General features: G+C 72.3%; 22 protein-coding genes. 8 read left to right on the top strand and 14 right to left on the bottom strand.

What is annotated here, in order from left to right; all coding sequences use genetic code 11:
* Positions 1 to 43: 43 nt before the first annotated feature.
* Together ACFY8O_RS14795 and ACFY8O_RS14790 are read right to left on the bottom strand one after the other, a co-directional pair.
* Positions 44 to 832: a 2,3-dihydro-2,3-dihydroxybenzoate dehydrogenase gene (locus tag ACFY8O_RS14795; RefSeq protein ID WP_387902050.1), complete on the bottom strand. Its 789-nt coding sequence runs from the start codon at positions 830 to 832 to the stop codon at positions 44 to 46.
* Positions 829 to 1812 (bottom strand): ABC transporter substrate-binding protein, encoded by a 984-nt coding sequence (locus ACFY8O_RS14790; protein ID WP_387902047.1) that lies wholly within the window; start codon positions 1810 to 1812, stop codon positions 829 to 831. The genes ACFY8O_RS14795 and ACFY8O_RS14790 overlap by 4 nt, the downstream gene beginning before the upstream one ends.
* A 161-nt stretch (positions 1813 to 1973) precedes the next feature.
* Between ACFY8O_RS14790 and ACFY8O_RS14785 the strand changes: the two genes are divergently transcribed.
* The 3 genes from ACFY8O_RS14785 to ACFY8O_RS14775 are packed head-to-tail and all read left to right on the top strand — an operon-like array spanning position 1974 to position 5031.
* On the top strand, positions 1974 to 3059 hold the full coding sequence (locus ACFY8O_RS14785; protein WP_387902044.1) for a FecCD family ABC transporter permease: 1086 nt from the start codon (positions 1974 to 1976) through the stop codon (positions 3057 to 3059).
* Positions 3056 to 4204 (top strand): FecCD family ABC transporter permease, encoded by a 1149-nt coding sequence (locus ACFY8O_RS14780; RefSeq protein WP_387902042.1) that lies wholly within the window; start codon positions 3056 to 3058, stop codon positions 4202 to 4204. The genes ACFY8O_RS14785 and ACFY8O_RS14780 overlap by 4 nt, the downstream gene beginning before the upstream one ends.
* Before the next feature lie 8 nt (positions 4205 to 4212).
* A complete protein-coding gene (locus ACFY8O_RS14775) occupies positions 4213 to 5031 on the top strand; it encodes an ABC transporter ATP-binding protein (RefSeq protein ID WP_387902039.1) in 819 nt (272 codons plus the stop codon).
* Positions 5032 to 5237: 206 nt separating this feature from the next.
* On the opposite strand, the gene ACFY8O_RS14770 is transcribed toward ACFY8O_RS14775, so the two are convergent.
* The 6 genes from ACFY8O_RS14770 to ACFY8O_RS14745 form a co-directional block, all read right to left on the bottom strand.
* Positions 5238 to 5645: an SHOCT domain-containing protein gene (locus ACFY8O_RS14770; RefSeq protein ID WP_387902036.1), complete on the bottom strand. Its 408-nt coding sequence runs from the start codon at positions 5643 to 5645 to the stop codon at positions 5238 to 5240.
* 70 nt (positions 5646 to 5715) lie between these two features.
* A complete protein-coding gene (locus ACFY8O_RS14765) occupies positions 5716 to 6210 on the bottom strand; it encodes an FBP domain-containing protein (RefSeq protein ID WP_145805598.1) in 495 nt (164 codons plus the stop codon).
* A gap of 50 nt (positions 6211 to 6260) precedes the next feature.
* Positions 6261 to 6809 carry a nucleotide triphosphate diphosphatase NUDT15 gene (locus ACFY8O_RS14760; protein WP_387902032.1) on the bottom strand — a complete coding sequence of 183 codons (549 nt, stop codon included), beginning with the start codon at positions 6807 to 6809 and terminating at the stop codon, positions 6261 to 6263.
* A 73-nt stretch (positions 6810 to 6882) separates the two neighbouring features.
* Positions 6883 to 7782: a hypothetical protein gene (locus ACFY8O_RS14755; RefSeq protein WP_387902029.1), complete on the bottom strand. Its 900-nt coding sequence runs from the start codon at positions 7780 to 7782 to the stop codon at positions 6883 to 6885.
* Positions 7779 to 8798, bottom strand: coding sequence for an SPFH domain-containing protein (locus ACFY8O_RS14750; protein WP_387902026.1), 1020 nt, complete (start codon positions 8796 to 8798; stop codon positions 7779 to 7781). The genes ACFY8O_RS14755 and ACFY8O_RS14750 overlap by 4 nt, the downstream gene beginning before the upstream one ends.
* A gap of 226 nt (positions 8799 to 9024) precedes the next feature.
* Positions 9025 to 9675, bottom strand: a complete 651-nt coding sequence (locus ACFY8O_RS14745; protein WP_387902023.1) for a TetR/AcrR family transcriptional regulator — start codon at positions 9673 to 9675, stop codon at positions 9025 to 9027.
* Between the two features lie 150 nt (positions 9676 to 9825).
* Between ACFY8O_RS14745 and ACFY8O_RS14740 the strand changes: the two genes are divergently transcribed.
* Complete coding sequence (locus ACFY8O_RS14740; RefSeq protein WP_387902020.1) at positions 9826 to 10638, top strand: phosphatase PAP2 family protein; 813 nt, start codon at positions 9826 to 9828, stop codon at positions 10636 to 10638.
* Positions 10635 to 11735: a hypothetical protein gene (locus ACFY8O_RS14735; RefSeq protein ID WP_387902017.1), complete on the top strand. Its 1101-nt coding sequence runs from the start codon at positions 10635 to 10637 to the stop codon at positions 11733 to 11735. Before ACFY8O_RS14740 ends, ACFY8O_RS14735 begins: the two co-directional genes overlap by 4 nt.
* Before the next feature lie 145 nt (positions 11736 to 11880).
* Here the strand turns inward: ACFY8O_RS14735 and ACFY8O_RS14730 are convergent, their stop codons facing one another.
* Both ACFY8O_RS14730 and ACFY8O_RS14725 read right to left on the bottom strand, forming a co-directional pair.
* Positions 11881 to 12456 (bottom strand): PadR family transcriptional regulator, encoded by a 576-nt coding sequence (locus tag ACFY8O_RS14730; RefSeq protein ID WP_145805586.1) that lies wholly within the window; start codon positions 12454 to 12456, stop codon positions 11881 to 11883.
* Positions 12457 to 12489: 33 nt separating this feature from the next.
* A complete protein-coding gene (locus tag ACFY8O_RS14725; RefSeq protein ID WP_387902015.1) occupies positions 12490 to 14505 on the bottom strand; it encodes an oxidoreductase in 2016 nt (671 codons plus the stop codon).
* 510 nt (positions 14506 to 15015) lie between these two features.
* Between ACFY8O_RS14725 and ACFY8O_RS14720 the strand changes: the two genes are divergently transcribed.
* Together ACFY8O_RS14720 and ACFY8O_RS14715 are read left to right on the top strand one after the other, a co-directional pair.
* Positions 15016 to 15564 carry a DoxX family protein gene (locus ACFY8O_RS14720; RefSeq protein ID WP_387902012.1) on the top strand — a complete coding sequence of 183 codons (549 nt, stop codon included), beginning with the start codon at positions 15016 to 15018 and terminating at the stop codon, positions 15562 to 15564.
* A gap of 42 nt (positions 15565 to 15606) precedes the next feature.
* A complete protein-coding gene (locus tag ACFY8O_RS14715; protein ID WP_145805580.1) occupies positions 15607 to 16449 on the top strand; it encodes a DUF1206 domain-containing protein in 843 nt (280 codons plus the stop codon).
* 37 nt (positions 16450 to 16486) lie between these two features.
* Here ACFY8O_RS14715 and ACFY8O_RS14710 read toward each other — a convergent pair whose 3' ends face one another.
* From ACFY8O_RS14710 to ACFY8O_RS14695, 4 genes are all read right to left on the bottom strand, one after another.
* Complete coding sequence (locus tag ACFY8O_RS14710) at positions 16487 to 17866, bottom strand: cryptochrome/photolyase family protein (protein WP_387902009.1); 1380 nt, start codon at positions 17864 to 17866, stop codon at positions 16487 to 16489.
* Positions 17863 to 19374 carry an SDR family oxidoreductase gene (locus ACFY8O_RS14705; protein WP_387902006.1) on the bottom strand — a complete coding sequence of 504 codons (1512 nt, stop codon included), beginning with the start codon at positions 19372 to 19374 and terminating at the stop codon, positions 17863 to 17865. Before ACFY8O_RS14705 ends, ACFY8O_RS14710 begins: the two co-directional genes overlap by 4 nt.
* 382 nt (positions 19375 to 19756) lie before the next feature.
* Positions 19757 to 20125: a twin-arginine translocase TatA/TatE family subunit gene (locus tag ACFY8O_RS14700; RefSeq protein ID WP_387902004.1), complete on the bottom strand. Its 369-nt coding sequence runs from the start codon at positions 20123 to 20125 to the stop codon at positions 19757 to 19759.
* A gap of 123 nt (positions 20126 to 20248) precedes the next feature.
* Positions 20249 to 21223: a sporulation protein gene (locus ACFY8O_RS14695; RefSeq protein WP_387902001.1), complete on the bottom strand. Its 975-nt coding sequence runs from the start codon at positions 21221 to 21223 to the stop codon at positions 20249 to 20251.
* 155 nt (positions 21224 to 21378) lie between these two features.
* Between ACFY8O_RS14695 and ACFY8O_RS14690 the strand changes: the two genes are divergently transcribed.
* Positions 21379 to 21873 carry a MarR family winged helix-turn-helix transcriptional regulator gene (locus ACFY8O_RS14690; protein ID WP_387902000.1) on the top strand — a complete coding sequence of 165 codons (495 nt, stop codon included), beginning with the start codon at positions 21379 to 21381 and terminating at the stop codon, positions 21871 to 21873.
* Positions 21874 to 21897: the final 24 nt, after the last annotated feature.

The following is a 21897-nucleotide window of genomic DNA, read 5'->3' as shown; positions in this document are numbered from 1 at the left end:
GGGGGATGGCTCGAACTGCGGCAGGGTGACGGCGGGTCGGGGTTCAGGCCCGCAGCGTGGCGCCGCCGTCGACGTACAGGTCGTGCATGGTGATGTGGCGGGCGCGGTCGGAGGCGAGGAAGGCGACCGCGTCGGCTATGTCCGAGGGGTTCGCGATCCGGCCGAGCGGGATGCCGGTGCGGTACGTCGCGAGGTCGCCCTCGACGACGCCGCGGGCGGAGGCCTCCTCGGCGCCCACCGTCCACATGCCGCGCTGCATGTCGGTCAGGGTCGATCCGGGAGAGACGGTGTTGCACCGCACGCCCGCGGAAGCCACTTCGAGGCCCAGGCACTTGGTGAACATCACGGCCGCCGCCTTGGAGGCCGCGTACGCCGACATGTTCGTCCGGGGGATGCCCGCGGCGTTGGAGGCGACGGTGACGATGCTTCCCGAACCCCGCGCGGCCATCCTGCGGGAGACGGAGCGTGACACGTGGAAGACGCCATGGGTGTTGACGGCGAAGGTGGCCGTCCACTCCTCGTCCGGCAGGTCGGCGACCGGCGAAACGCTCAGGACACCGGCCACGTTGACCGCGACGTCCAGCGGGCCGAGGGCTGCCTCGGCTTCCGCCACGAGGCTCTCGACCGCCGCGGAGTCCGTCACGTCGAGCGTGCGGGCGGTCACCCGGCCCTCGTACGTCCCGGCGAGCGCGGTGAGACCGTCCTCGGTCAGGTCCGTGGCCAGCACGCGGGCCCCGCGGCCGGCGAGGGCGTGCACGACCGCCTCGCCGATGCCGCGGCCCGCGCCCGTCACGAGGGCGAACCGGCCTGCGAAGTCCTGCTCGGCGGTCACTTGACCATGGCCTTACGGATGTCGTCGAGCACCGAGAGGGCAGCCTGGGCACCACCGAGGCTGGTCCACTTTGTCCCGTCGATGACGGTGGCGTGCTCGTCGCGCACGGCACCCAGCTGCTTGTATGCGGGCTTCTTCGCCAGCTCGCCGAGCAGGTCGGCGTCCGAGGTCGCGTCGAGGGAACCGATGAACAGCCAGTCGCCGTCGATCTCCTTGAGGTTCTCGTCGCTCAGGGGCGTGGAGTGGCCCTCGCCCTGCTCGTTCTGGATGCCGGGGCGCGTGAAGCCGAGGTCCTTCAGGACGTCGCTGATGAAGACGCCCTGCTGCATGACGGCGGTGCCCTTGGCGGAGTAGCGGGCCACGGAGACGCTCGCGCCGGCCTGCGATCCGAGGTCGCTCTCGAGGGCCGAGGCCTTCGTCTCGTAGTCGGCGAGGAACTTCTCGGCCTCGTCGGACTTGCCCAGCGCTGTGCCGGTGAGCGTGAGGGCCTTCTTCCAGTCCTTGGTGCCGTCGATGGTGACGACGGTGGGCGCGACCTTCCGCAGCTGCTCGAGCACCTGCTCGTCGGCGAGTTGGCCGGCGAGGATCACGTCCGGCTTCGCCTGGACGACCTTCTCGATGTCCGGGCCCGTGACCGCGCCGACCACGGGGATGCTCTTCGCCTGCTCCGCGAGGTACTGCGGCGCGCCCTTCTGGCCCCGTCCCGCGGTCAGGCCGACCGGCTCGACGCCCAGGGCGAGGGAGGCGTCCAGATCCATCTCGCTGAGGGCGACCACGCGCTCCGGTGCGGCGGGGACCTTCACCTTCGTCCCGGTGGCGTCGGTGACCTGGGTGGTCGCCGCGGCGCCCGCGACGGCGGAGCCGGCTGTGTCGTCGTCGGATCCGCAGGCGCTCAGGGTGAGGGCGCAGAGAGCGAGCAGCGTGGCGGACACGACGGGACGTGCGATACCGCGGGACGAGAGGGACGAATACGGCGCCATGGCCTGGGATCTCCGTTTGCATTCGGACGAATTCGGTTCCGGCCGGGCGCTCTCCGGCGCGTGCACCGGCGAGAAGCGGTACGCGACGCGCCACTTCAGGGCACAGGTGTGCCCGGAGGCCCGCCAGAACCGGACGAGCTTGCTTAGGTTAGGCTAACCTTATGTTGCTAGCGCAAGGGGGTCGGCCGCGATCCGCCGGATCCCGCCCATCCGAAGGTCCCTCGGCCCAGGGACGCCCAATCGCCTGGGCCACCACCGGACTTCTGGTCCTTCTCGCGGCCCTCGTGCTGCTCTCCCTCCTCATCGGCACCGGTGAGAGCGCCGTGGGGCGGGCCTGGGACTTCCTTGTCGGCGACCCCGCCGCCCGCGCGGACGCACAGGTCAGGCTGGCCGTCATGGACGTACGGCTGCCGCGCACGCTCGCGGCCCTGCTCGTGGGCACCTGCCTCGGTGCCGCCGGCTGTCTGCTCCAGGCCGCCACCCGCAACCCGCTCGCGGAGACCGGCCTCCTGGGCGTCAACTCCGGGGCCGCCTTCGCCGTCGTGCTCGGGCTCACCTTCTTCGGCGCCGACTCCCCGCAAGCGCTGCTCGCCTGGGCGCTCGTCGGCGGCATGGGGGCCAGCGCCGTCGTCCTGCTGTTCGCCGGATCGGGACGCACGGCGGGCTCGCCGCTGCGTCTCGTCCTGGCCGGATCCGCGCTGGGCGCGACCTTCCACGGCTGCACCTCCTACGTGCTGCTCGGCACCCGGTCGACCTTCGACACCTACCGGTACTGGACGATCGGCTCGCTCGCCGGGGTCGAGATCTCCGACCTCGCCCCCCTCCTGCCGCTGGTCGCTCTCGGCCTGCTCGTCGCTCTCGGCTCGGCACGCCCCCTGTCCGCCCTCGGTCTCGGGGACGACGGCGCCCGCTCGCTCGGCCACCACCCGGGCCGCATCCGGCTCGTGGTCGCCGGAGCGGTCACGCTGCTCGCCGGCTGCGCCGTCGCCGTCGCCGGCCCCATCGCCTTCCTCGGACTGCTCGCCCCGTACGCGGCGAGGGCGCTGACCGGGCCCCGCATGACAGCCCAACTCGCCCTGTCCGCCCTGATCGCGGCCGACATCATGCTCCTCGCCGACATCCTGGCCCGGATCGTCATCCGCCCCTGGGAGACTCCCGTCAGCGTGCTGCTCGCCTTCGTCGGAGGCCCCCTGCTCGTCTGGATCGCCCGTTCCTCCCGCCTGTCCACCGCGGGGGCCGAGGCATGAGCGACCGGACGGCACAGAGCCCGCCGGGGCACACCACGGAGGCCGACGGCCCCGTCCGGCCCACCACGGAAACGACCGGCGGCCCGGTCCGGCGCACCGCCGACGTGACACCCCCCGACAGCGTCGTGCTGCGCACCGGCACGCTCTCCTGGCTCCTGCCGCGCCGCAGCGCCCTCGCCGCAGCGCTGCTCCTGCCGCTCCTCGTCGTCCTCGTAGCCCTGGCGGTGATGGCGAGTTCGACCGGGATGAGCCTGTCGCAGACGCTCTCGGGACTCCTCGGTACCGGCGACGCCGGAACCGTGATGATCGTGCGGGAGTTCCGGCTGCCCCGGATCTTCACCGGGCTCATGGTGGGGGCCGCGCTCGGCATCGCCGGATGCCTCACCCAGACCCTGGCCGGCAACCGCCTGGCCACCCCCGACCTGGTCGGCGTCAACGACGGCGCCACGGCGGCCGTGATCGCCGCCGCGGCGGGTTCCACCACCGGCATGGTGGGCGACTGGTGGCTCGGCCCGATCGGCGCCGTCCTGGCCGCGGCGATCGTCGTCCTGTGCGCCGGCGGAGCAGGAAGCGCCGGCTACCGCGTGCTCGTCACCGGTATCGGCGTCTCGACGTTCATCGGCGCGGTCAGTGACCTGATCATGTCCCGCGAGAACGACAACACCGCGGGCGGCGTCTTCCTCTGGACCGTCGGCAGCCTCAGCGGCCGGGACTGGGGCGTCGGTACGCCTCTGGCGATCGTCCTGCTGGTCCTGGTGCCGCTCGCCCTCGCCGCCGGGCACCGGCTGCAACTGCTCCGCTTCGACGACGACGTGGCCGCCTCGCTCGGTGTCGACCTGCGACGTCTGCGGGCGGGCGCGCTGGCACTCGGCGTCGCGCTCGCCGGCACGGCCGTCGGCGTCGGCGGGCCCATCGCCTTCGTCGCCCTCGCCGCACCCGTCCTGGCCCAGCGCCTGGCCGGTCCCACCCGCGTGCCCGTCATCGGCTCCGCGCTGACCGGGGCGGCCCTGATCGCCGCGGCCGACGCGCTGGGACGTGTCGCCGCACCCGTAGAACTGCCCGTCGGCGTCGTCACCAGCGTCCTCGGCGGCCCCTTCCTGCTCTGGGTCCTCTTCCGCCCGGACCGTGCCACCGGAAAGGCCTGACCCACCCCATGACAGACACACCCCGCGCGACCGTGCCCGGACTCGAAGTCAGCGCCCTGCACGCCGGATACCCCGGCCGCCCCGTCGTCGAGGAGGTCGACCTCACCGTCCCCGCCGGCCAGGTCGTCGCGATCGTGGGCCCCAACGGCTGCGGGAAGTCGACGCTGCTGCGCACCGTCGCGCGGCTGCACCGGCCCGACGCGGGCACCGTCCGGATCGGCGGCGAGGACGTCTGGGAGCTCAGCCGCCGTCGGGCCGCCCACCGTGTGGCGCTGCTGCCCCAGTCGCCCCGCGCCCCCGAGGCCGTCACGGTGGCCGGGCTCGTACGCTACGGCCGCCACCCCCAGCAAGGGCTGTTGCGCCAGTGGTCACGGGAGGACGAGGACGCCGTACGCGACGCGCTCGCCGCCACCGGGACGACGGAACTGGCCGCCGAGCGCCTCGACAGGCTCTCCGGCGGCCAGCGCCAGCGGTGCTGGCTGGCGATGGTCCTCGCCCAGCACACGCCGGTGATCCTCCTCGACGAACCGACCAGCGCCCTCGACCTCGGCCATGCGGTGGAGGTGCTGGAACTGGTACGGGAGGTGGCCGCCGCCGGACGTACGGTCGTCATGGTGCAGCACGACCTGGTGGCCGCGGCCCGCTACGCCGACCTCCTCGTCGCCATGAAGGACGGACGGGTCGTCGCCCAGGGCCAGCCGCACGAGACGGTCGACGAGGCGCTGGTGAAGGAACTCTACGGACTGGACGCGGACGTACTCCGTGCCCCGGGTGACGCCGCGCCCGTCGTGGTGCCGAGGAGTGGCCGGCTCGCGGAGCTGCCTTGACGGACACAGGCTTCCGTGGAGTGCGAGGTCAGGGCCATGGGTAACGCCCGGCCGGGCCGGGTCGCTCGGGATGCCGTTCCCGCAGGCCGGGTTCCGGACTTCGGGTCCGCACACGCGTTTCCCGCCCGGTTCCGGACTTCGGGTCCGCACGCACGTTTCCCGCCCGGTTCGGCCGCCGGACGGGAAACGTGCACTGCCGGTGCCGGTCAGGCGAGAAGCTTGGTCTTCGCCTTCTCGTACTCCTCCTGGCTCAGATGGCCGTTCTCCTTGAGCTCGGCGAGTTTCGCGAGGTCGGACACGTGACCGCCGCCCGGTCCCGTCTCACCTTCGGGCCGTGCGGCCTGCTGCACGTACTTCCGGAACGCGGCTTCGCGGTCCTCGGCCTGCTTCGCCTCGCGTCGCCCCATGCCCCGCCCCCGTGCGATCAGATAGACGAGGACGCCCACGTAGGGCAGCAGGATCACGAAGACCACCCAAGCCGCCTTGACCCAGCCGTTCAGCGAGTGGTCCTGGAAGATGTCCGTGATCACCTTGAAGAGCAGGAAGAACCACAGCACCCAGAGGAACAGGTACATCATGGTGAGGAAGGCGTTCAGGAGCGGATAGTCGTCCACGGGTCTACTCCGATCGTGCGGAATGTCCCTCATTGGTACATCCGACTCCGAGCCGCCGCACTTCCTGGGCTCAGGCGGAGAGCGTGGCGAGGAAAGCCGAGAGCTTGTCCCGCGTCCGCTCGATCTGCTGGTCCACGGTCAGCGACTCCTCGAACCGCCCACCCGGGGCGGGGGACTTCTTCCCGCGTACGTAGAGCGAGCAGTCGAGGTCGGTGCAGAGGTAGATGCCCACCGAATTGCCGTCCCTGCCGGCCTGTCCCGTCCTGCGAGCGGTCATCAGGGAGACGCCGTTGCCCGGATGCGTGGTCAGGCAGACCGAACACATGCTCCGGTGCAGGAAGCCGCGCTGCCGGGAGGGGAAGCGGAGCGTGATGCCGGTCAGCTCGCCGTGGAGCTCCGTGACGATGTAACTCCGGTCGGGAGCCGAGAGGTCGCGCCAGCCCAGGAAGTCCAGGTCGTCCCAGGGCTGCTCATCGAGGTCACGGGGGAGCGGCAGGCGCTTCGCCTCTCCCTTGGAGCAATTGACGAAGGACGCACGGATGTCCTGTTCACTGAGGGCTCTCATGCGTCCGACGCTAACCGTGCCTATGAGGCCTAGGCAAATAGTTATCAGACCTAGGGCCTGGAATCCGTCCGGAGCCGGGGGAGAGGCCCTGGCGTGGCCTGCTCCTCGTCGGAAACGACCTGGAGCCGGTGGGCCGGAGGGTGCTCGACGCCCAGATCGGGACGCCACGCGGCCAGGATCTGCGCGGAGGGGTCGAAGAGCGGGCCGGGCAGTGCGCCCGGGTCGGTCCAGCGCCAGGCGCTGATGAGGTGCGGCTCGGTGACCTCGGCGGTCGCCGAGCCCACCCTCACCAGGGCGCCCATGCTGATCCGGTTGATGCCGCCCACCACGTCGTGCAGCATCGCGAAGACGCGCACGTCCCGCTCGGGCACGCGCAGCCCCGTCTCCTCGCGGAGTTCACGGGCCGCCGCCGCCGCGACCGACTCGTGCGTCGGGTCGACCTTCCCGCCGGGCAGTTCCCAGGTGCCGCCGCGGTGCCTGCCGAGCAGGATCCTGCCCTCCGCGTCCTGCACGATGACGCCCACCCCGAACGCGGCCTGGGCGAGCGGCGGGCGGGAGTTGCGTGCCGGGACGTCCACGTCCACGGGATCGGTGGTCATGCGCTGCTCTTCTCCCCGGTCGACCGGATACGGAACTCCACGGACCCCGCCATCCTGTCCCGGACGAGAGGGCCTACGCCACCAGATTGAGCGTGGTGTCCGAGACCCCGAGCCGGACGGACTGGCCCCAGGTCAACTCCAGTGCGTCGGACTCCATTCCGTCGCCGAACACCACCATCCGGTCCGACTCGACGGTGAGCCTGAGCCCGTCCCGGGCCGCCAGCTCACCGGAGACCATCGACGTGCCGGTGGCGGGCGAGGGCCAGGCCTCGCGTACGAACCAGACCAGTCGTGGATCGGACGGTGCGGGGAGCCGGAGCCGGCTGCCGCGCTCCAGCCAGAGGGAGCGCAGCCAGCCGGTGGACCCCGTCCCCGTCCCGACGAGGACACCCGAGGAGGCCTGGGACTCCCCCGTGGCAGTGGCGCTGTCGGGGCCGATGCGGTAGCGCGCGGTCTGGTGGCCCGGCGGGCCCAGGTAGATCTCGTTCAGGGCGAGCAGCCGCTGCGTGTCGTCCGCGACGGCCTCCGCCATCGTGAGCGCGTCCACCGGGCCACCGGCCGTGACCGCCGCCCGGCACAGGGCCGCCGCGTCGCGGGGCCGGTGGCGCACCAGGACGCCCGGATTGCGTCCCGGGTCGGTGTCGATCCCCACCACCGGCTGACCGGACAGGTATTTCGCCGCGTTGGCGACCAGGCCGTCCTGCCCGACCACGATCACCACGTCCTCCGGCCCGAACAGGAAGCGGTCGAGGTCCGAACGCTCCACCTGGGTCCTGCGCCAGCGCAACGGCACGGCGGCGGCCACCTCGTGCAGCGCCTGCGCGTTGCGCCGGTGGCGCTCGGCCACCTCCTCGACGGACCGGCCGCGGCCGGCCAGCACGAAGGCGGCCTGGCCGTGGGTCCCGTGCCGGGTCAGCAGTTCCTCGTACTCGGTGGTGCGGTGCACCAGTACCGCGCGCGGGGCGAGGCTCACGCCCGTGCCTCCGGCTCCGGTCCGGGCCTGCCGAGCCGGGCGAGCAGGCCGGTGAGGACGTCGGGGGAGAGGGTGAGGCTGTCGATGCGGGGCAGATTGTCGGCCAGTCGCGTCGCGGCCAGGGCGTGCAGCGTGGCGGGGTCCACGTCCGCGTGGGCGCGCAGCCATGCCGACTGTGCCTCGGCGCGGGCCGCCCCGACCTCGCGGGCGGCCTCCGCCTCCGCGCGGGCCAGGCGCACGGTGCGGGCGGCCTCGGCCTCCGCGCGGACCCCGTCGGCGGCCGACTTCTCCTCGGCCTCCCGGCGGGCGTTCGTGCCGCGCTGGTCGACCAGCTGCTCCTCCCGGCGCGCCAGCTCGATCTTGCTGGCCAGCTCGTTCTCGGCGATCGCGCGCTCACGCTCCACGGCGACCGCCCGGCGTTCGTAGACCGACCTGTCGGCCTCCTGCTGGATCTGCTCCCTGGCCGGCGTGCGCAGGGCCCGCTCCACCTCCGCCTCGGGGCGGATGGCGACGACCCGCACCGCGACCACGTCGATGCCGGTCGCGGGCAGCCGGGGTTCCGCGGCGAGGCCGGTCGCCACCCGGTCCCGTACGGAGGCGACCCCGTCCACCAGGGCGGGGGCGAGAGGGGTGCGGGCCAGGACGTCCAGGGTGTGCTGCTGCGCGGTCTCGGTGAGCAGGGTGGCGATCTGCTCCAGGGGAGCGCCGCGCCAGGCCCCGGTGTCGGGGTCGACCGAGAAGTCGAGGCGGGCGGAGGCCACCGCGGGGTCGCTGATGCGGTACGTGACGGTGGCCTGCACCGTCACGTCCTGGAAGTCGGCCGTACGGGCGTGGAACGCCATGGCCAGCTCCCGGTCGTCCACCGGGATCTCGGACAGCGCGGCAGTGAGCGAGCGGTACCAGAAGCTCGCCCCCGGCCCGTCGTGGGCGAGCTTGCCGCGCTCGTGGTGGCGGATGTGCGCGGTGGGCGCGGAGCGCAGGTGGCGCCAGCCGAACCGCCGGGTGATGTCGGCCATGTCAGGACCCCCCTCTTTCTCGTCATGGAGACGATAACGGTCCGGCCGTTATATCGTCAAGAGGACGAAAAGGAGGCGCCGAGGCCCGGCGGGGGAAGGCGTGCCCGGACACGCGACCGGCCGGTGGTTTCCGGGAAACCACCGGCCGGTCAGGTGTGCGCCGTCCCCGTCCCCACGGTGCGGCGCACGTGGACCGTCGTCATCCGCTCGGGGCGACGGCCCACGTTCATGAGGACCCGCTGCCCTCGGGTGCGGGTGGGGGCGGCGGGGTGAGTCCGAGTGCGGGAAGTACCGCGCACTCGATGAAGCGGGTGAGGAAGGCGTCGTCGGCGTACCGGCCCTCCAGGAGAGGCCTGGCCCGCATGATGCCGAGCACCTGGGCGGCCACGTACTCCGCCGCCGGGTTGCCCGCGTCGATCTCGCCACGCCGGACGGCGCGCTCCACCATCGCGTCGATCGCGGCGATCGACGGGGCGATCAGCGTCGAGCGCAGTGCGCAGAGCAGGTCGGGGTTCTGGAGCGCCGCGTGGCTGAGTGCGTGCATCAGTGCGGTGTCCTGGCCCGACGCCGTGTCCACCGCCCGTGCGGCCTCGTACAGATCGCCGCTCAGGCTTCCGGTGTCGATGTCGGAGAGGAGTGTCCTGCGGGTGCCGTGCAGTGCGGCGACGACCAGCTCCGGCTTCGATCCCCACTGCCGGTAGAGCGTGGACTTACCGCACCGGGTGCGGGAGGCGACGCCCTCCATGGTCAGCGATTCGTAGCCACTCTCCCTGAGCAGGTCCAGCACGGCGGTGTAGAGCTCCTGTGCCCGCTCCGGTGTGATCTTCGACCGGCGCGAAAGGGGTGCGGACTCCTGTGCTGAACCGGGCGACGGCATGTGCATCCCTCTCTGCGGCTGTGCGGCTGGGGGCCCTCGATACGCCAGTGTACCGATACGCCGCCGTATCGGTACACTGGCGTATCGATACGGCGTGGACTGGCCACGTCGACCTCGCAACAGCGCACCGTCAGCAAAGGGGCACGGGTGATGCACACCCGCAGTGAGCCTGCGGAGCGGGAGCCGGACACCTCAGCCCGACCGCCCCTCGTCCGCGAGCTGCTACTGGTAGCCGGACTCTTCCTCGTCTACAAACTCGGCCGGCAGGCCGCGACCGGCCATGTCGACGAGGCCTTCCACAACGCCGGCCACCTGTGGAACTTCGAACGGGCAGCCGGGCTCCCCGGTGAAGGGACCGTGCAAGGGGTCCTGCTGCACAGTCACACCCTCGTGCAGGCGGCGAACACCTACTACGCGACCGTGCACTTCCCGGCCACACTTGCGTTCCTGGTCTGGCTCTACTGGCGCAGGCCGCTCCACTACGTCTGGTCGCGCCGCATCCTCACCGCGATCACGGGGGCGGCGCTCGCCCTGCACCTGCTCTTCCCCCTCGCGCCGCCGCGCATGCTGCACGCCGCCGGCCTCGTCGACACCGGTCAGGTGTACGGCCCGACGGTCTACGGGGACAGCCCAGCGACCGACTCGATGGCCAACCAGTTCGCGGCCATGCCCTCCCTCCACTTCGGCTGGGCCCTCGTGGTCGCCGTCGGCCTGATCGTCGCCACCCGCTCCCGGTGGAGCCTGCTGTGGCTGCTGCACCCGCTGCTCACGCTGTTCGTCATCGTGGGCACCGCCAACCACTACTGGCTCGACTCGATCGTGGTCTCCGCGCTGCTCGCCGTCGCCTACGCCGCGCTCAGGCTGCCCCGTACACCGGTCCTTCCGCCTCTGGCGTGGCCGTCCACCGTGCCGGCGCAGGGCTACGCCTCGCCCGCCTACGCACGCGCGGGGGTACGCCGATGAACGCCACGCTCATAGCCGTCGCCCTCTCGCTCGTGTCCGCCTGCGCCTACGCCTCGGCCGCGGTGGCCCAGGCCAGGCTCGCCGGCCGCACCGGGCCCTCCACCGGCGCCCTGCGCCTGATGGGGCGCGGCGCCTGGTGGTCGGCGGTCGGCCTGAACGCCGCCGGGGCGCTGCTGCACGTGGCGGCGCTGAAGTACGGACCACTCACCCTGGTCCAGCCCCTCGGCGCGCTCACCCTCGTCGCCGCCGTCCCCCTCGGGGCCCGCGCCGCGGGCCGCAAGGTCAGCCGCACGGAATGGCGCGGAACGCTTCTGACCCTCGTCGGCCTCGCCGCACTGCTCCTGGCGGCCGGAGGCGCCGCACCGCACGACACACTGACCCTGCCGGAGGCGGTGGGTGTCGGGGCCGTGACCACGGCGTTCGTCGCGGCGCTCAGCCGGCCGGGCGCCCGGCCGGGCCTGCGGCACGCCGCGGCCTCGGGCATCACCTCCGGTGTGGCCTCCGCCCTCACCCAGACGCTGACCGTCGCCGCCACCGATCACTCGGCGCCCCTGCTCAGCTGGCGGCTGGTGACCGTGGCGCTGCTCGTGTCCTTCTTCGCACTGGGCGGCCTGCTGCTCTCCCAGACCGCCTACCGGGGCGGCCTCGGTGCTCCCCTCGCCGTGGTCACCCTCGCCAACCCCGTCGCCGCCGCTGCCATCGGCCTGGTCCTGCTCGGCGAGCGCCTCCAGGGCGGGCTGCTCGGCCTGATCCCCGCGCTCGTCGGCGGCGCCGCCGCCGTGCGAGGGGTGTTCCTGCTGAGCCGGGCGCAGGCCGGCAGCGCCCCTGAGACCGGGGCCGCGACGGCCCCGGGGGGTCAGGACCCGGCCCGTGCGTACGGCGCCCCCGCCGGCGGTTCCGGCCGCGTCGGTCAGGGCGGCGGCGCCGCTCCGGGAGACGCCCTCACTTCGGACGGTGGCTCCGGCCCCTCGCCGCGCGTTCTCATCGCCGCCCCTGCCTTTCCCGCCGCCACACCCCTCACCGCGGCGCGCGGTTCCGAACAGCTCACGCTGCGGCCGGAACCGGTCGGCACCACCCCTGGCCGCCGCCCCGGTTAGGAGCGGGCGGGTCAGGCCGGGCAGGGGAGTCCGGCGGCACGCGGGTCCGGGAGGGACGGGAGCCGGCCGGGCCCTGGGACCCGCCGGCGGTTTCCGACCGGCGCGAGCCCTGTCGGGAACCTGCGGTCATGCGGGGCAGGGCCGGTCAGGAACCTGCCGCCGTGTCGCCGTCCGGGGCGGCGTCCGGCCCGGACGCCTCGAGCTCGTCGATCGCCCTGGTCAGCCACCCGCTCCAGAAGGTCTCCAGGTCGATGCCGCCGCGCAGGACCAGATGACGCAGCCGGTCCTCGTCGGCGTCCCGCTCCGGAGGAAAGTCCCGCTCCTCGATCTCCAGATACTCCGCGAGCTGACCCTGGTGCAGCGCGAGGTGCCTGCGCAGCTCCCCGGCGAGACCCGGCGCCCCCACCACCGCCGCCGCCCGCATACGGAGCAGCAGGGGGTCGCGGACCGGCCGGGGGTCCTCGGCGAGCGACACCCAGGAGCTCAGCTCCTCGCGGCCGGCGGGCAGCACCTCGTACTCCTTCTTCTGGCCTCGGGCCGGCACCGCGGCGGGCAGGACACGGATGTGCCCGGCCTGTTCCAGCTTGCCCAGCTCCCGGTAGATCTGCTGATGCGTGGACGGCCAGAAGTACCCGATGGACCGGTCGAACCTGCGCGTCAGTTCGAGACCCGACGACGGCTTCTCGAGCAGGGCGGTGAGGATCGCGTGCGGCAGTGACATGCGGTGCATCCTAGGGCGACGGGTCCGGGCAGGTCACAGCTCCGCCGCGAGCTCCGTTCCCTGACGGATCGCGCGCTTGGCGTCAAGCTCGGCAGCCACGTCGGCGCCGCCGATCAGGTGCACGGGACGGCCTGCCGCCCGCAGCTCCTCGTACAGCTCCCGGCGCGGTTCCTGACCCGCGCACAGCACCACCGTGTCGACCGGCAGCAGATGCTGCTCGCCGTCCACGGTGAGGTGCAGGCCCTCGTCGTCGATCCGGTCGTACGTGGCGCCCGCGATCATCGTCACGCCTCGGTGGCGCAGCTCGGTCCGGTGGATCCAGCCGGTGGTCTTGCCCAGCCCGGCTCCGACCTTGGTGGCCTTGCGCTGGACGAGGTGGACGGTGCGGGGCGACTTTGGGCGCTCCGGGGCCCGGAGACCACCGCGGTCCGCGTAACCGGTGTCCACGCCCCACTGCCGGAAGAAGACCTCGGGGTCGCGGCTCGCCTCCTCGCCCCCGTCGGTCAGGAACTCGGCGACGTCGAAGCCGATACCGCCCGCACCGACGACCGCCACCCGGTCGCCGACCCGCACGCCGTCGCGCAGGACGTCCAGATAGCTGACGACGCTGGGATGGCCGACGCCGGGGATCGCGGGGGAGCGCGGCTCCACTCCGGTGGCGAGGACGACCTCGTCGAAGCCTTCGAACGAGGAGGCGGTGGCCGGGGTGCCGAGCCGGAGCTCGATCCTCTCCTCGGCGATGCGCGTACGGAAGTAGCGCAGCGTCTCGGCGAACTCCTCCTTGCCCGGGACCCGGCGCGCCACGTTCAGCTGGCCTCCTATCTCGTCGGAGGAGTCGAACAGCGTCACCGCGTGGCCGCGCTCGGCGGCCGTGACCGCGCAGGCCAGCCCGGCGGGCCCGGCGCCGACGACGGCGACGCGCTTACGCGTGCGGGTCGGCGACAGCACCAGTTCGGTCTCGTGGCAGGCGCGCGGATTCACCAGGCAGGAGGTGATCTGCAGGCTGAAGATGTGGTCCAGGCAGGCCTGGTTGCAGCCGATGCAGGTGTTGATCGCGTCGGCTCGGCCCTCGGCGGCCTTGGCGACGAAGTCGGGGTCGGCGAGGAAGGGCCTCGCCATCGACACCATGTCGGCGCGGCCCGAGGCGAGGATCTCCTCGGCCAGCTCGGGGGTGTTGATGCGGTTGCTGGTCACGAGCGGCACGGAGACCGCGCCCCGGACCTTCTCCGTGACCCAGGTGAAGGCGCCGCGCGGCACGGAGGTGGCGATGGTCGGGATGCGGGCCTCGTGCCACCCGATACCGGTGTTGATGATGGTCGCGCCCGCCGCCTCGATCTCGCGGGCGAGGTGCACGACCTCCTCCAGCGTAGAGCCGCCCGGCACCAGGTCCAGCATGGACAACCGGTAGATCAGGATGAAGTCCGGCCCGACCCGCTCGCGGACCCGCCGCACGATCTCGACGGGGAAGCGGATGCGGTTCTCGTACGAGCCACCCCACCGGTCCTCGCGACGGTTGGTCGCGGCGACGATGAACTCGTTGATCAGATAGCCCTCCGAGCCCATGATCTCGACGCCGTCGTACCCCGCGCGGCGGGCGAGTTCCGCCGCCCGCACGAAGTCCTCGACGGTCTCCTCGACCTCGTCGTCCGTCAGCGCGTGCGGAGTGAAACCGCTGATCGGAGCCTTGAGGGCGCTGGGGGCCACCAGATCGGGGTGGTGGGCGTAGCGCCCGAAGTGCAGGATCTGCATCGCGATCCGGCCGCCGGCCGCGTGGACGGCGGCGGTGACCTCGGCGTGCTGCTCGGCTTCCGCCTCGGTGGTCATCTTGGCGCCGCCGGGGAAGGAGCAGGCCCGCTCGCTGGGTGCGATGCCCCCGGTGACCATGAGGCCCACACCACCGCGCGCCCTGGCGGCGTAGAAGGCCGCCATCCGCTCGAAACCGCGCTCGACCTCCTCCAGGCCGATGTGCATCGAGCCCATCAGCACCCGGTTGGGGAGCGTGGTGAACCCGAGGTCCAGCGGGCTCAGCAGGGTGGGATACGGGCTCATCGGGGTCTCCTCGCAGGTGGCGTCGAGCCAGTTCTAGACCATCGGGAAGACTTTATGCAACAAGTTGCACAATGACGTACGTCGCACTGCCGGGCCGTGGTTCCACGCCCTGGCCCTGGCCCCCGCCCCGGTCTCGGCGGCACCTGCGGGCGCTGCCGGGCGGGGGCTATAAGTTCTTCCCCCCTGGGCTGGCACCGTCCGCCGACGAGGCGGGGCCAGGGTGTCTCGACGTCTCGTGGCCGCTCGACCGCCCGGCCCCCCGCTCAGACCCGCGACCTGCTCGCTCGCCCGCGGCCCCGGCGCAGGTCCGTGTCCGCGTCCTGCTCGCCCTCCGGCGCGGGTCCGCCTCCCGTTCGCCCGCCCGCATCCCCTCCACAGGGCCGCATCCCTGTTCCCGCAAGGCCGGACCACGAATGGTCCAACACCATCCGGTACCGCTGCCGGGCCGGGACGACAGTGGATCCGTACGGCTTCCTCCGTGCGCACCCTCCTTGTCGACAGGAGTCACCCATGACCTGCATCAACCGACGTGACCTCGGCCTCCTCGTGCTCAGGGTCGGTACCGGAGCGGTCCTCGCGGCCCACGGCACGCAGAAGCTGGCCGGATGGTTCGGTGGAGGCGGTATCGAGGGGACGACCGCGGCGATGGAGGCCATGGGCTTCCATCCGCCGAAGCACAGCGCGATGGCCGCGGGGCTCGGCGAAGCGGGCGGCGGGGTTCTCCTGGCCCTCGGCCTCGCCACCCCCGCGGCCGGAGCCGCGGCGGCGGGCACGATGGCGGGAGCCGTCGCCGTGCACGCGCCCGCAGGCTTCTTCGCGACGGGCGGTGGCTACGAATACCCGGCCTTCCTCGGCTTCACCGCCGCGGCGATCGGGCTGACGGGAGCCGGGCGCTACTCCCTGGACCACGCGACGGGGCATGTCCTGGACCGGCCGTGGGTGGTCGCCCTCGCGTTCGCGGGAAGCGCGCTCGCCGCGGCGGCCGTCGTCGGCCGCCGCGCCAAGGGGCAGGAGGACGAGAGCCCGGCCGAGGGGGAGCACGCGGACGGCAGCGCCTGACGCTTTCGCATTGATCGCCGTTTCAGGGGCATCCGGCAGTGCATGAATACGAACGCGATGTCGATGAACGCACGTGGTCAGGCCAGACGGGCGGCCAACAGCCGAGCGATGGACGCCGGAGCCCGCGCCGGGTTCGTGGCCCGTGGGGTGATCTACCTTCTGGTCGGCGTGCTGGCCCTGCGGATCGCCTTCTCCGACGGGGGCGGAAAACAGGCCGACCGTGGAGGCGCCATCGCGGAGATAGCCGAGAAGCCCTTCGGCAACGTGCTGCTGTGGGTGCTCGGTGTGGCTCTGGCCGGAATGGCCCTGTGGAGGCTCTCCGAAGCCCTCTTCGGGCAGGTGGGCCCCGACGGGCACAAGCCCAGCAAGCGGGCCATGGCCGCGGGACGCTTCCTCTTCTACACCTTCGTGTCGTACTCCGTGCTCTCGTACGCCGCCGGTGACCGGAGCAGCGGCAGCGGATCCAGCGACCAGCAGACCGACGACGTGACGGCGCGCGTCCTGCAGTGGACCGGCGGGCAGTGGATCGTGGGGATCGCCGGTGTCGCCGTGATCTGCGCGGGGCTGTGGATGGCCTTCCGCGCGGTCACACGCAAGTACCACAAGCATCTGAAGATGGCCGAGATGACCAAGAAGGTCCGTCAGGCCGTCGACGTCACAGGTGTCTTCGGCGGAACGGTCCGGGGCGCGGTCTTCGCCACGGCCGGCGGCTTCGCCGTGGCAGCTGCCGTCCAGCACGAGCCGGGGCGCGCCAAGGGCATGGACGACACCCTGCGTTCCTTCACCGAGACGCCGGCAGGGCCGTGGCTGCTGGTGCTGATCGCGCTCGGCCTCGCCGCCTTCGGTCTCTTCTCCTGGGCCAACGCGCGCTGGCGCAGGGTCTGAGCCCGACGCAGGCCGGCCCGCCCGAGCGGAGCGCGCTTCAGTCGAGCTCACGCGCCTTCTTGAAGCGCGCCAGGCCCTCGGACAGCCCGACGAGGGGCTCCGGGTAGTCGTAGCGTGAGCGCTCCGCCTTCGGCAGCTTCCACGGCTCGTGGACGGCGGAGCCGGAGATCCCCGCCAGCTCGGGCACCCAGCGGCGTACGTAGGCCCCCTCCGGGTCGTACCGCTTGGCCTGGATCACCGGATTCAGCACCCTGTTGGGCCGGGTGTCCGTGCCCGTGCCGGCGACCCACTGCCAGTTGAGCTGGTTGTTGGCGATGTCCCCGTCGACCAGGAGGTCGAGGAAGTGGCGTGCGCCGGTGCGCCAGTCCACGTACAGCGTCTTGGTGAGGAAGCTCGCCGTCAGGAGCCGGCCCCGGTTGTGCATCCAGCCCTCGTACAGCAGCTGGCGCATCGCCGCGTCGACCACCGGATAGCCGGTGCGGCCCTCCTTCCATGCCGCCGTGTCGTCCGAGGCGGACCGCCCGGTGCGCCAGCGGTCGTGCCGCGGGCGGTAGTCGGAACGGGCGGCGGCCGGGCGTGCGGCCAGGACCTGATGGTGGAAGTCCCGCCAGCACAGCTGCCGGACGAAGGCCTCCGCGCCCGGACCGCCCACGGCGCGCGACCGGCCGACCAGCTCGGCGGGTGACAGGGTGCCGAAGTGGATGTGCGGCGAGAGCCGCGAGGTGGCGTCGCCCGCCAGATCGTCGTGGCGGTCCTCGTAGGCCGAGACTCCTTGGCTGCGCCACGCGGTGAACAGCCTGCGTCCCTCGGTCTCCCCGCCCTCGGCCAGCCCGGGGGAGATGCCCTGGACTCCGGAACGCGAGGGCAGGGGCGCAGATCCGGGACCCTCCGGCACCCGTACGGCCCGAGGCGCCTGGAACGGGGTACGGATCCCCTCCCCGGACCAGCGCCGGAAGTACGGGGTGAAGACGGAGAAGTGATCCCTGCCCACCCCTGAGGGCACCACCACACCGGGGGCCACGGCCGTCACCACGGCGTCGTGCACCCGCAGCTCGCAGCCCGTCGAGGTGAGCGCCTCGCGCAGCCGCTCCTCGCGGCGGTGCGCGAACGCGCTGACATCGGCCGCGATGTGGACCGCGTCCGCACCGGTCTCCGCCACGATGCGGCCGACCTCCTCGACGACGTCTCCCTCGCGGACGACCAGGCGCCCGCCGCGCTCCCGCAGACCCGCGTCCAGATCCCGAAGACAGTCGGCGAGGAACGCCCGCCGGTTGGGCGCGCCGAAGCCCGCGGCCTCGACCGCGTCGTCCAGGACGAAGAGCGGAAGGACCTCGTCCGTGGACGCGAGCGCCGCGTGCAGCGGCGGATGGTCGTGCAGCCTCAGGTCGGAGGTGAAGAGGACCACGGATACGCTCACGCGCCAGCACCCGCCGTCTTCCTGGTCGCGGCCTGCGCGATGTTACGAGCCATCCCGCCGAAGACGACGGCGTGGAAGGGAGACACACTCCACCAGTACGCGTGGCCGAGCAGTCCGTAGGGGTGGAACACAGCCCGCTGACGGTAGTGGGAGCGGCCGTCCTCGCGCTGCTCGGCATGCATCTCCAGCCAGGCAAGGCCGGGCAGCCGCATCTCCGCGCGGAGCCGGAGCAGCCGCCCTGGTTCGATCTCCTCGACCCGCCAGAAGTCCAGGGAGTCGCCGACCCGCAGATGCTGGGCGTCCCTTCTGCCCCGGCGCAGACCGACCCCGCCGATCAGCCGGTCCATCCAGCCCCGGACCGCCCAGGCCAGGGGGAACGAATACCAGCCGTTGTCACCGCCGATCCCCTCGATGACCTGCCACAGGTCGTCGGGCGACGCGTCGACGTCGAGTTCCCTGACATCCGTGTACAGGCTCCCGCCCGCCCAGTCGGGGTCGGTGGGCAGCGGATCGCTGGGAATGCCCGGGGTGGAGGCCGAGGACCATCGGGTCGTCACCCTGGCCTCGCGAATCCTCTGCAGGGCGAGCGAGAGGGCGGTGGCGAAGGAGAAGGGCTGCCCGGGCCCGTCGGGGACGTGGTGGGCGATGTCGTGCTCGTGGCACACGACCTCGTAGCGCAGGGATTCCGCGAGCGGGCGGGCGATGGAGGCGGGCACCGGGGTCACCAGCCCGACCCAATGGCTGGAGAGACCGGGCGACAGCATGGGCACCGGCAGGATCAGCCGGTGGCGGAGATTGGCGACCTCCGCGTACTTCTGCATCATGTCGCGGTACGTCATCACGTCGGGTCCGCCGATGTCGAAGGCGCGGTTCACCTCCGGTGGCATGTGCGCACTGCCCACGAGGTAGCGCAGGACGTCCCGGACCGCGATCGGCTGGATCCGGGTCGACACCCAGCTGGGGGTGACCATGACCGGCAGCCGCTCGGTGAGGTAACGCAGCATCTCGAAGGAGGCCGAGCCCGAGCCGATGATTACCGCGGCGCGCAGCGCGGTGGTCGGCACCCCGGATTCGAGCAGGATGCGCCCCACCTCCGCACGCGAACGCAGATGCGGGGAGAGATCACGCTCGGGTACGTCGGCGGGGGTGAGGCCGCCCAGATACACGATGCGCCGGACACCCGACGCCCGCGCCTGTTCGCCGAAGATGCGGGCCGCCTCGCGGTCGGTCCGCTCGAAGCCTGATCCGCTCGTGAGGGCGTGCACCAGGTAGTACGCCACGTCGATGTCGCGCATCGCCGCCCGCACCGACTCCGCGTCGGTCACGTCCCCCTTGACGATCTCGGCCTCGGCCGCCCAGGGGTAGTCCCGCAGCTTGTCGGGGGTGCGGGCCACGCAGCGCACCCGGTGCCCGGCCTCCAGCAGTTCGGGTACGAGGCGGCCCCCGATGTATCCCGTCGCACCCGTCACCAGGCACCGCAGTCCGCTGCCGTCGTCCTTGCTCTCCATGACCCCTCACTCCAGCTCGTGTGTCCCTCGTCCACCGTGTCCCTTCCGCTTGCCGAGGGGACCGTGACACGCCGAGCCCCACCCCACCGTGTGGTGCGGGGCTCGAACCTCAGCTCGATAGCGGTGGCCAGTCCGTTCAGGGGGCGTCGGGGCAGGGGCGGCCGCTCAGCACTGTGGGTCGCGGGGAGGGCCGGAGGCTCAGCCCCAGGGGTGGAAGAACTGGCGGCCGAGCCCGGAGCCCTCAGCCCTGAGCCCGGAGGCCGGAGGCCAGAGCCCGTGAGCCTTGAGCCCGGAGCCCGGAGCCCGGAGCCCGGCGTCCTCAGCCCGGAGGCCAGAGCCGTGAGCCCGGAGGTCCGATGACTCGGCAGTGAGGCCTGGTGGCTCAGCCCTGACCGGTCTTCTCGGTGAAGGTGCCCCTGATGACACGTGGCGCCGCCGGACCGCCGTGCCCGCCCTCCTGTCCGCGGCGCACGTGTCCCTGTCCCTCGCGCACGTCTCCCTCCCCGGCGTGTTGTGGACCCGACTGGCGGGCGGGGGGCGGCGCCGCCCGGCCGTCGCGCGGCCCTGTCTGCCCGCCGTGGTGGATCGGCGGACCGTCGGCGGGCGTACCGTCCGACTTCAGGGTCCGCACCTCGCTCTTCAGGATGCGCGCCGACCTGCCCAGGTTGCGGGCGAGTTCGGGGAGCTTCCTGGCGCCGAATACCAGGACGGCGAGGATGACGAAAATGGCGATCTCGCTGATTCCGAACATGCCGATGTCTCTCCCTGATGGTGTGTGGGACGCCGTCGTGGCGGCCCCGAGGACGCCCTGGGGTCGCCGGGGCGCGCTGCAACTCGGCAGGGGCGGGGCAGGGCCGCGCCCCTGCCCGGAGCCTCAGCCCTCCTCTTCCTCCTCCTCGTCCTCGAAGAAGTCGCCCACCTCGTCGACGACCTCGGCCGCCACCATGCCGCCCACGACACCGACGGCGACACCTGCCGCCCCGGCGGCCACCGCAGCTCCCGCGCCGTGCCCTGAGGGCGCCTGGCCCTCGCCGTGTCCGTACGCGTCGGGTGTGCCGTACGTTCCGTACGCGTCGCGCGGCGGCACGCCTGCGGCCAGCGTTCTGATCCACCCGTCGACCTCGGTGACCCAGTCGCGCCCCCGCGCCTCGTGGCCGACGGTGAAACGGCTGAGGGTGTCGCCGCCGGGGGAGAGACCCGCCCGCTTGTCGGCCTCCAGCACGACCTCCAGGGCGTCGGCTCCGGCGAGGAACGTCACCTCGATCTCGCTGATCCGGTCCGCGTACTGCGGTGCGGGCGAGAGCTCGATCTCCTGGTAGAAGGGCAGTTGCTGCCCGCTGCCCCGGATGTGCCCGAGCTCCAGGTCCGCCGACCTGAAGCCGAAGCCGAGCCGGCCGAGTGCTTCGAGGACGGCTTCCTGGGCGGGCAGGGGCTTGACCGTGAGCCGGTCGAGGTCTCCCTTGTCCCTGGCACCTGCTACCGCGAGTTCCGTGCGGAGGCCGAGAACGACGCCCAGGTCCTGGCCGTAGAGCTCGGTGACAGGGGTTTCCCAAGGGAGCGTCACGGTGAACGGGACGTCGTGGTCCGCACCCTCCGTCAGCACGAACCCACCGGCGACGGCGAAGCGGGCGAAGGCGACGGCGCCTTCGTGCTCGCCCGCGTCCCCCTCCGCCTCGACGCGGGCGACGAGCTCCAGGGTGATCTGTTCGATCGTGCAGTCGGCGTTGCCGCCCCTCAGCCGGACCTGGCCGGCGAGGCTGCCCCCAGGGACGGCCGCGTCCGGCGCCAGGACCGTATCCACGGTGGGACCGCCCACGCCGAGTGAGCCGAGCAGCTTCTTTAACACCATCGTGCTGTCCACTCCTTCTTCGGAACGCGGGGAACGCGCTCCACGGTCTTCTACACAACTGTAGAAGCATAGCGGTGGGACGGGCTGTCGCGCGGCCGTCGTCCCTGGCGAGGAGGCGCGGTCGCCCGGGGTGGCCGCGCCCTACTATGGGGCGGGTGAACAGTGCGGACGACCCTCGTGACGGATCAGGCCCCGGCGCGACGGGGGTGGCCGAGTTGCAAGCCCTCGCCGTCGAACTGCGCCGGATGAACGGCGAGATCAATCGTCTGGTTCATGCCTTCGCTCATGCGCAGGGTCTGCACGCCACGGACGTGCAGGCGCTCGGCGCCATCCTGGACGCGGACGTTCCGCTGACGCCTGGCAGGCTGCGTGAGCACCTCGGCCTCACCTCCGGTGCGGTCACCGCGTGTCTGGACCGGCTGGAGCGTGCCGGTCACATCCGCCGGGCGAGGGAGAGTGCCGACCGGCGGGTCGTGCATCTCTACTACGAGGCCGGAGCCAGGGCGGCTGCCCGGTCCTTCTTCATGCCGCTGGCCGAGGCCGCGGCAGGTGCGCGCGCCGCTTCCGAGCCGCAGGAGATGGAGGCGGCGCTCCGCTTCCTCGCACGGATGAACGGTGAACTCGCTCGAATGCAAGTTCCTCGACGCTGAATCGCCATGCCGGGGGTAAGGGAG

It is taken from the genome of Streptomyces argenteolus (assembly GCF_042902585.1).
GTDB lineage: Bacteria > Actinomycetota > Actinomycetes > Streptomycetales > Streptomycetaceae > Streptomyces > Streptomyces argenteolus.
The sequence above is the reverse complement of the archived record's forward strand: the minus strand, read 5'-3'. Positions and strand labels throughout refer to the sequence as shown.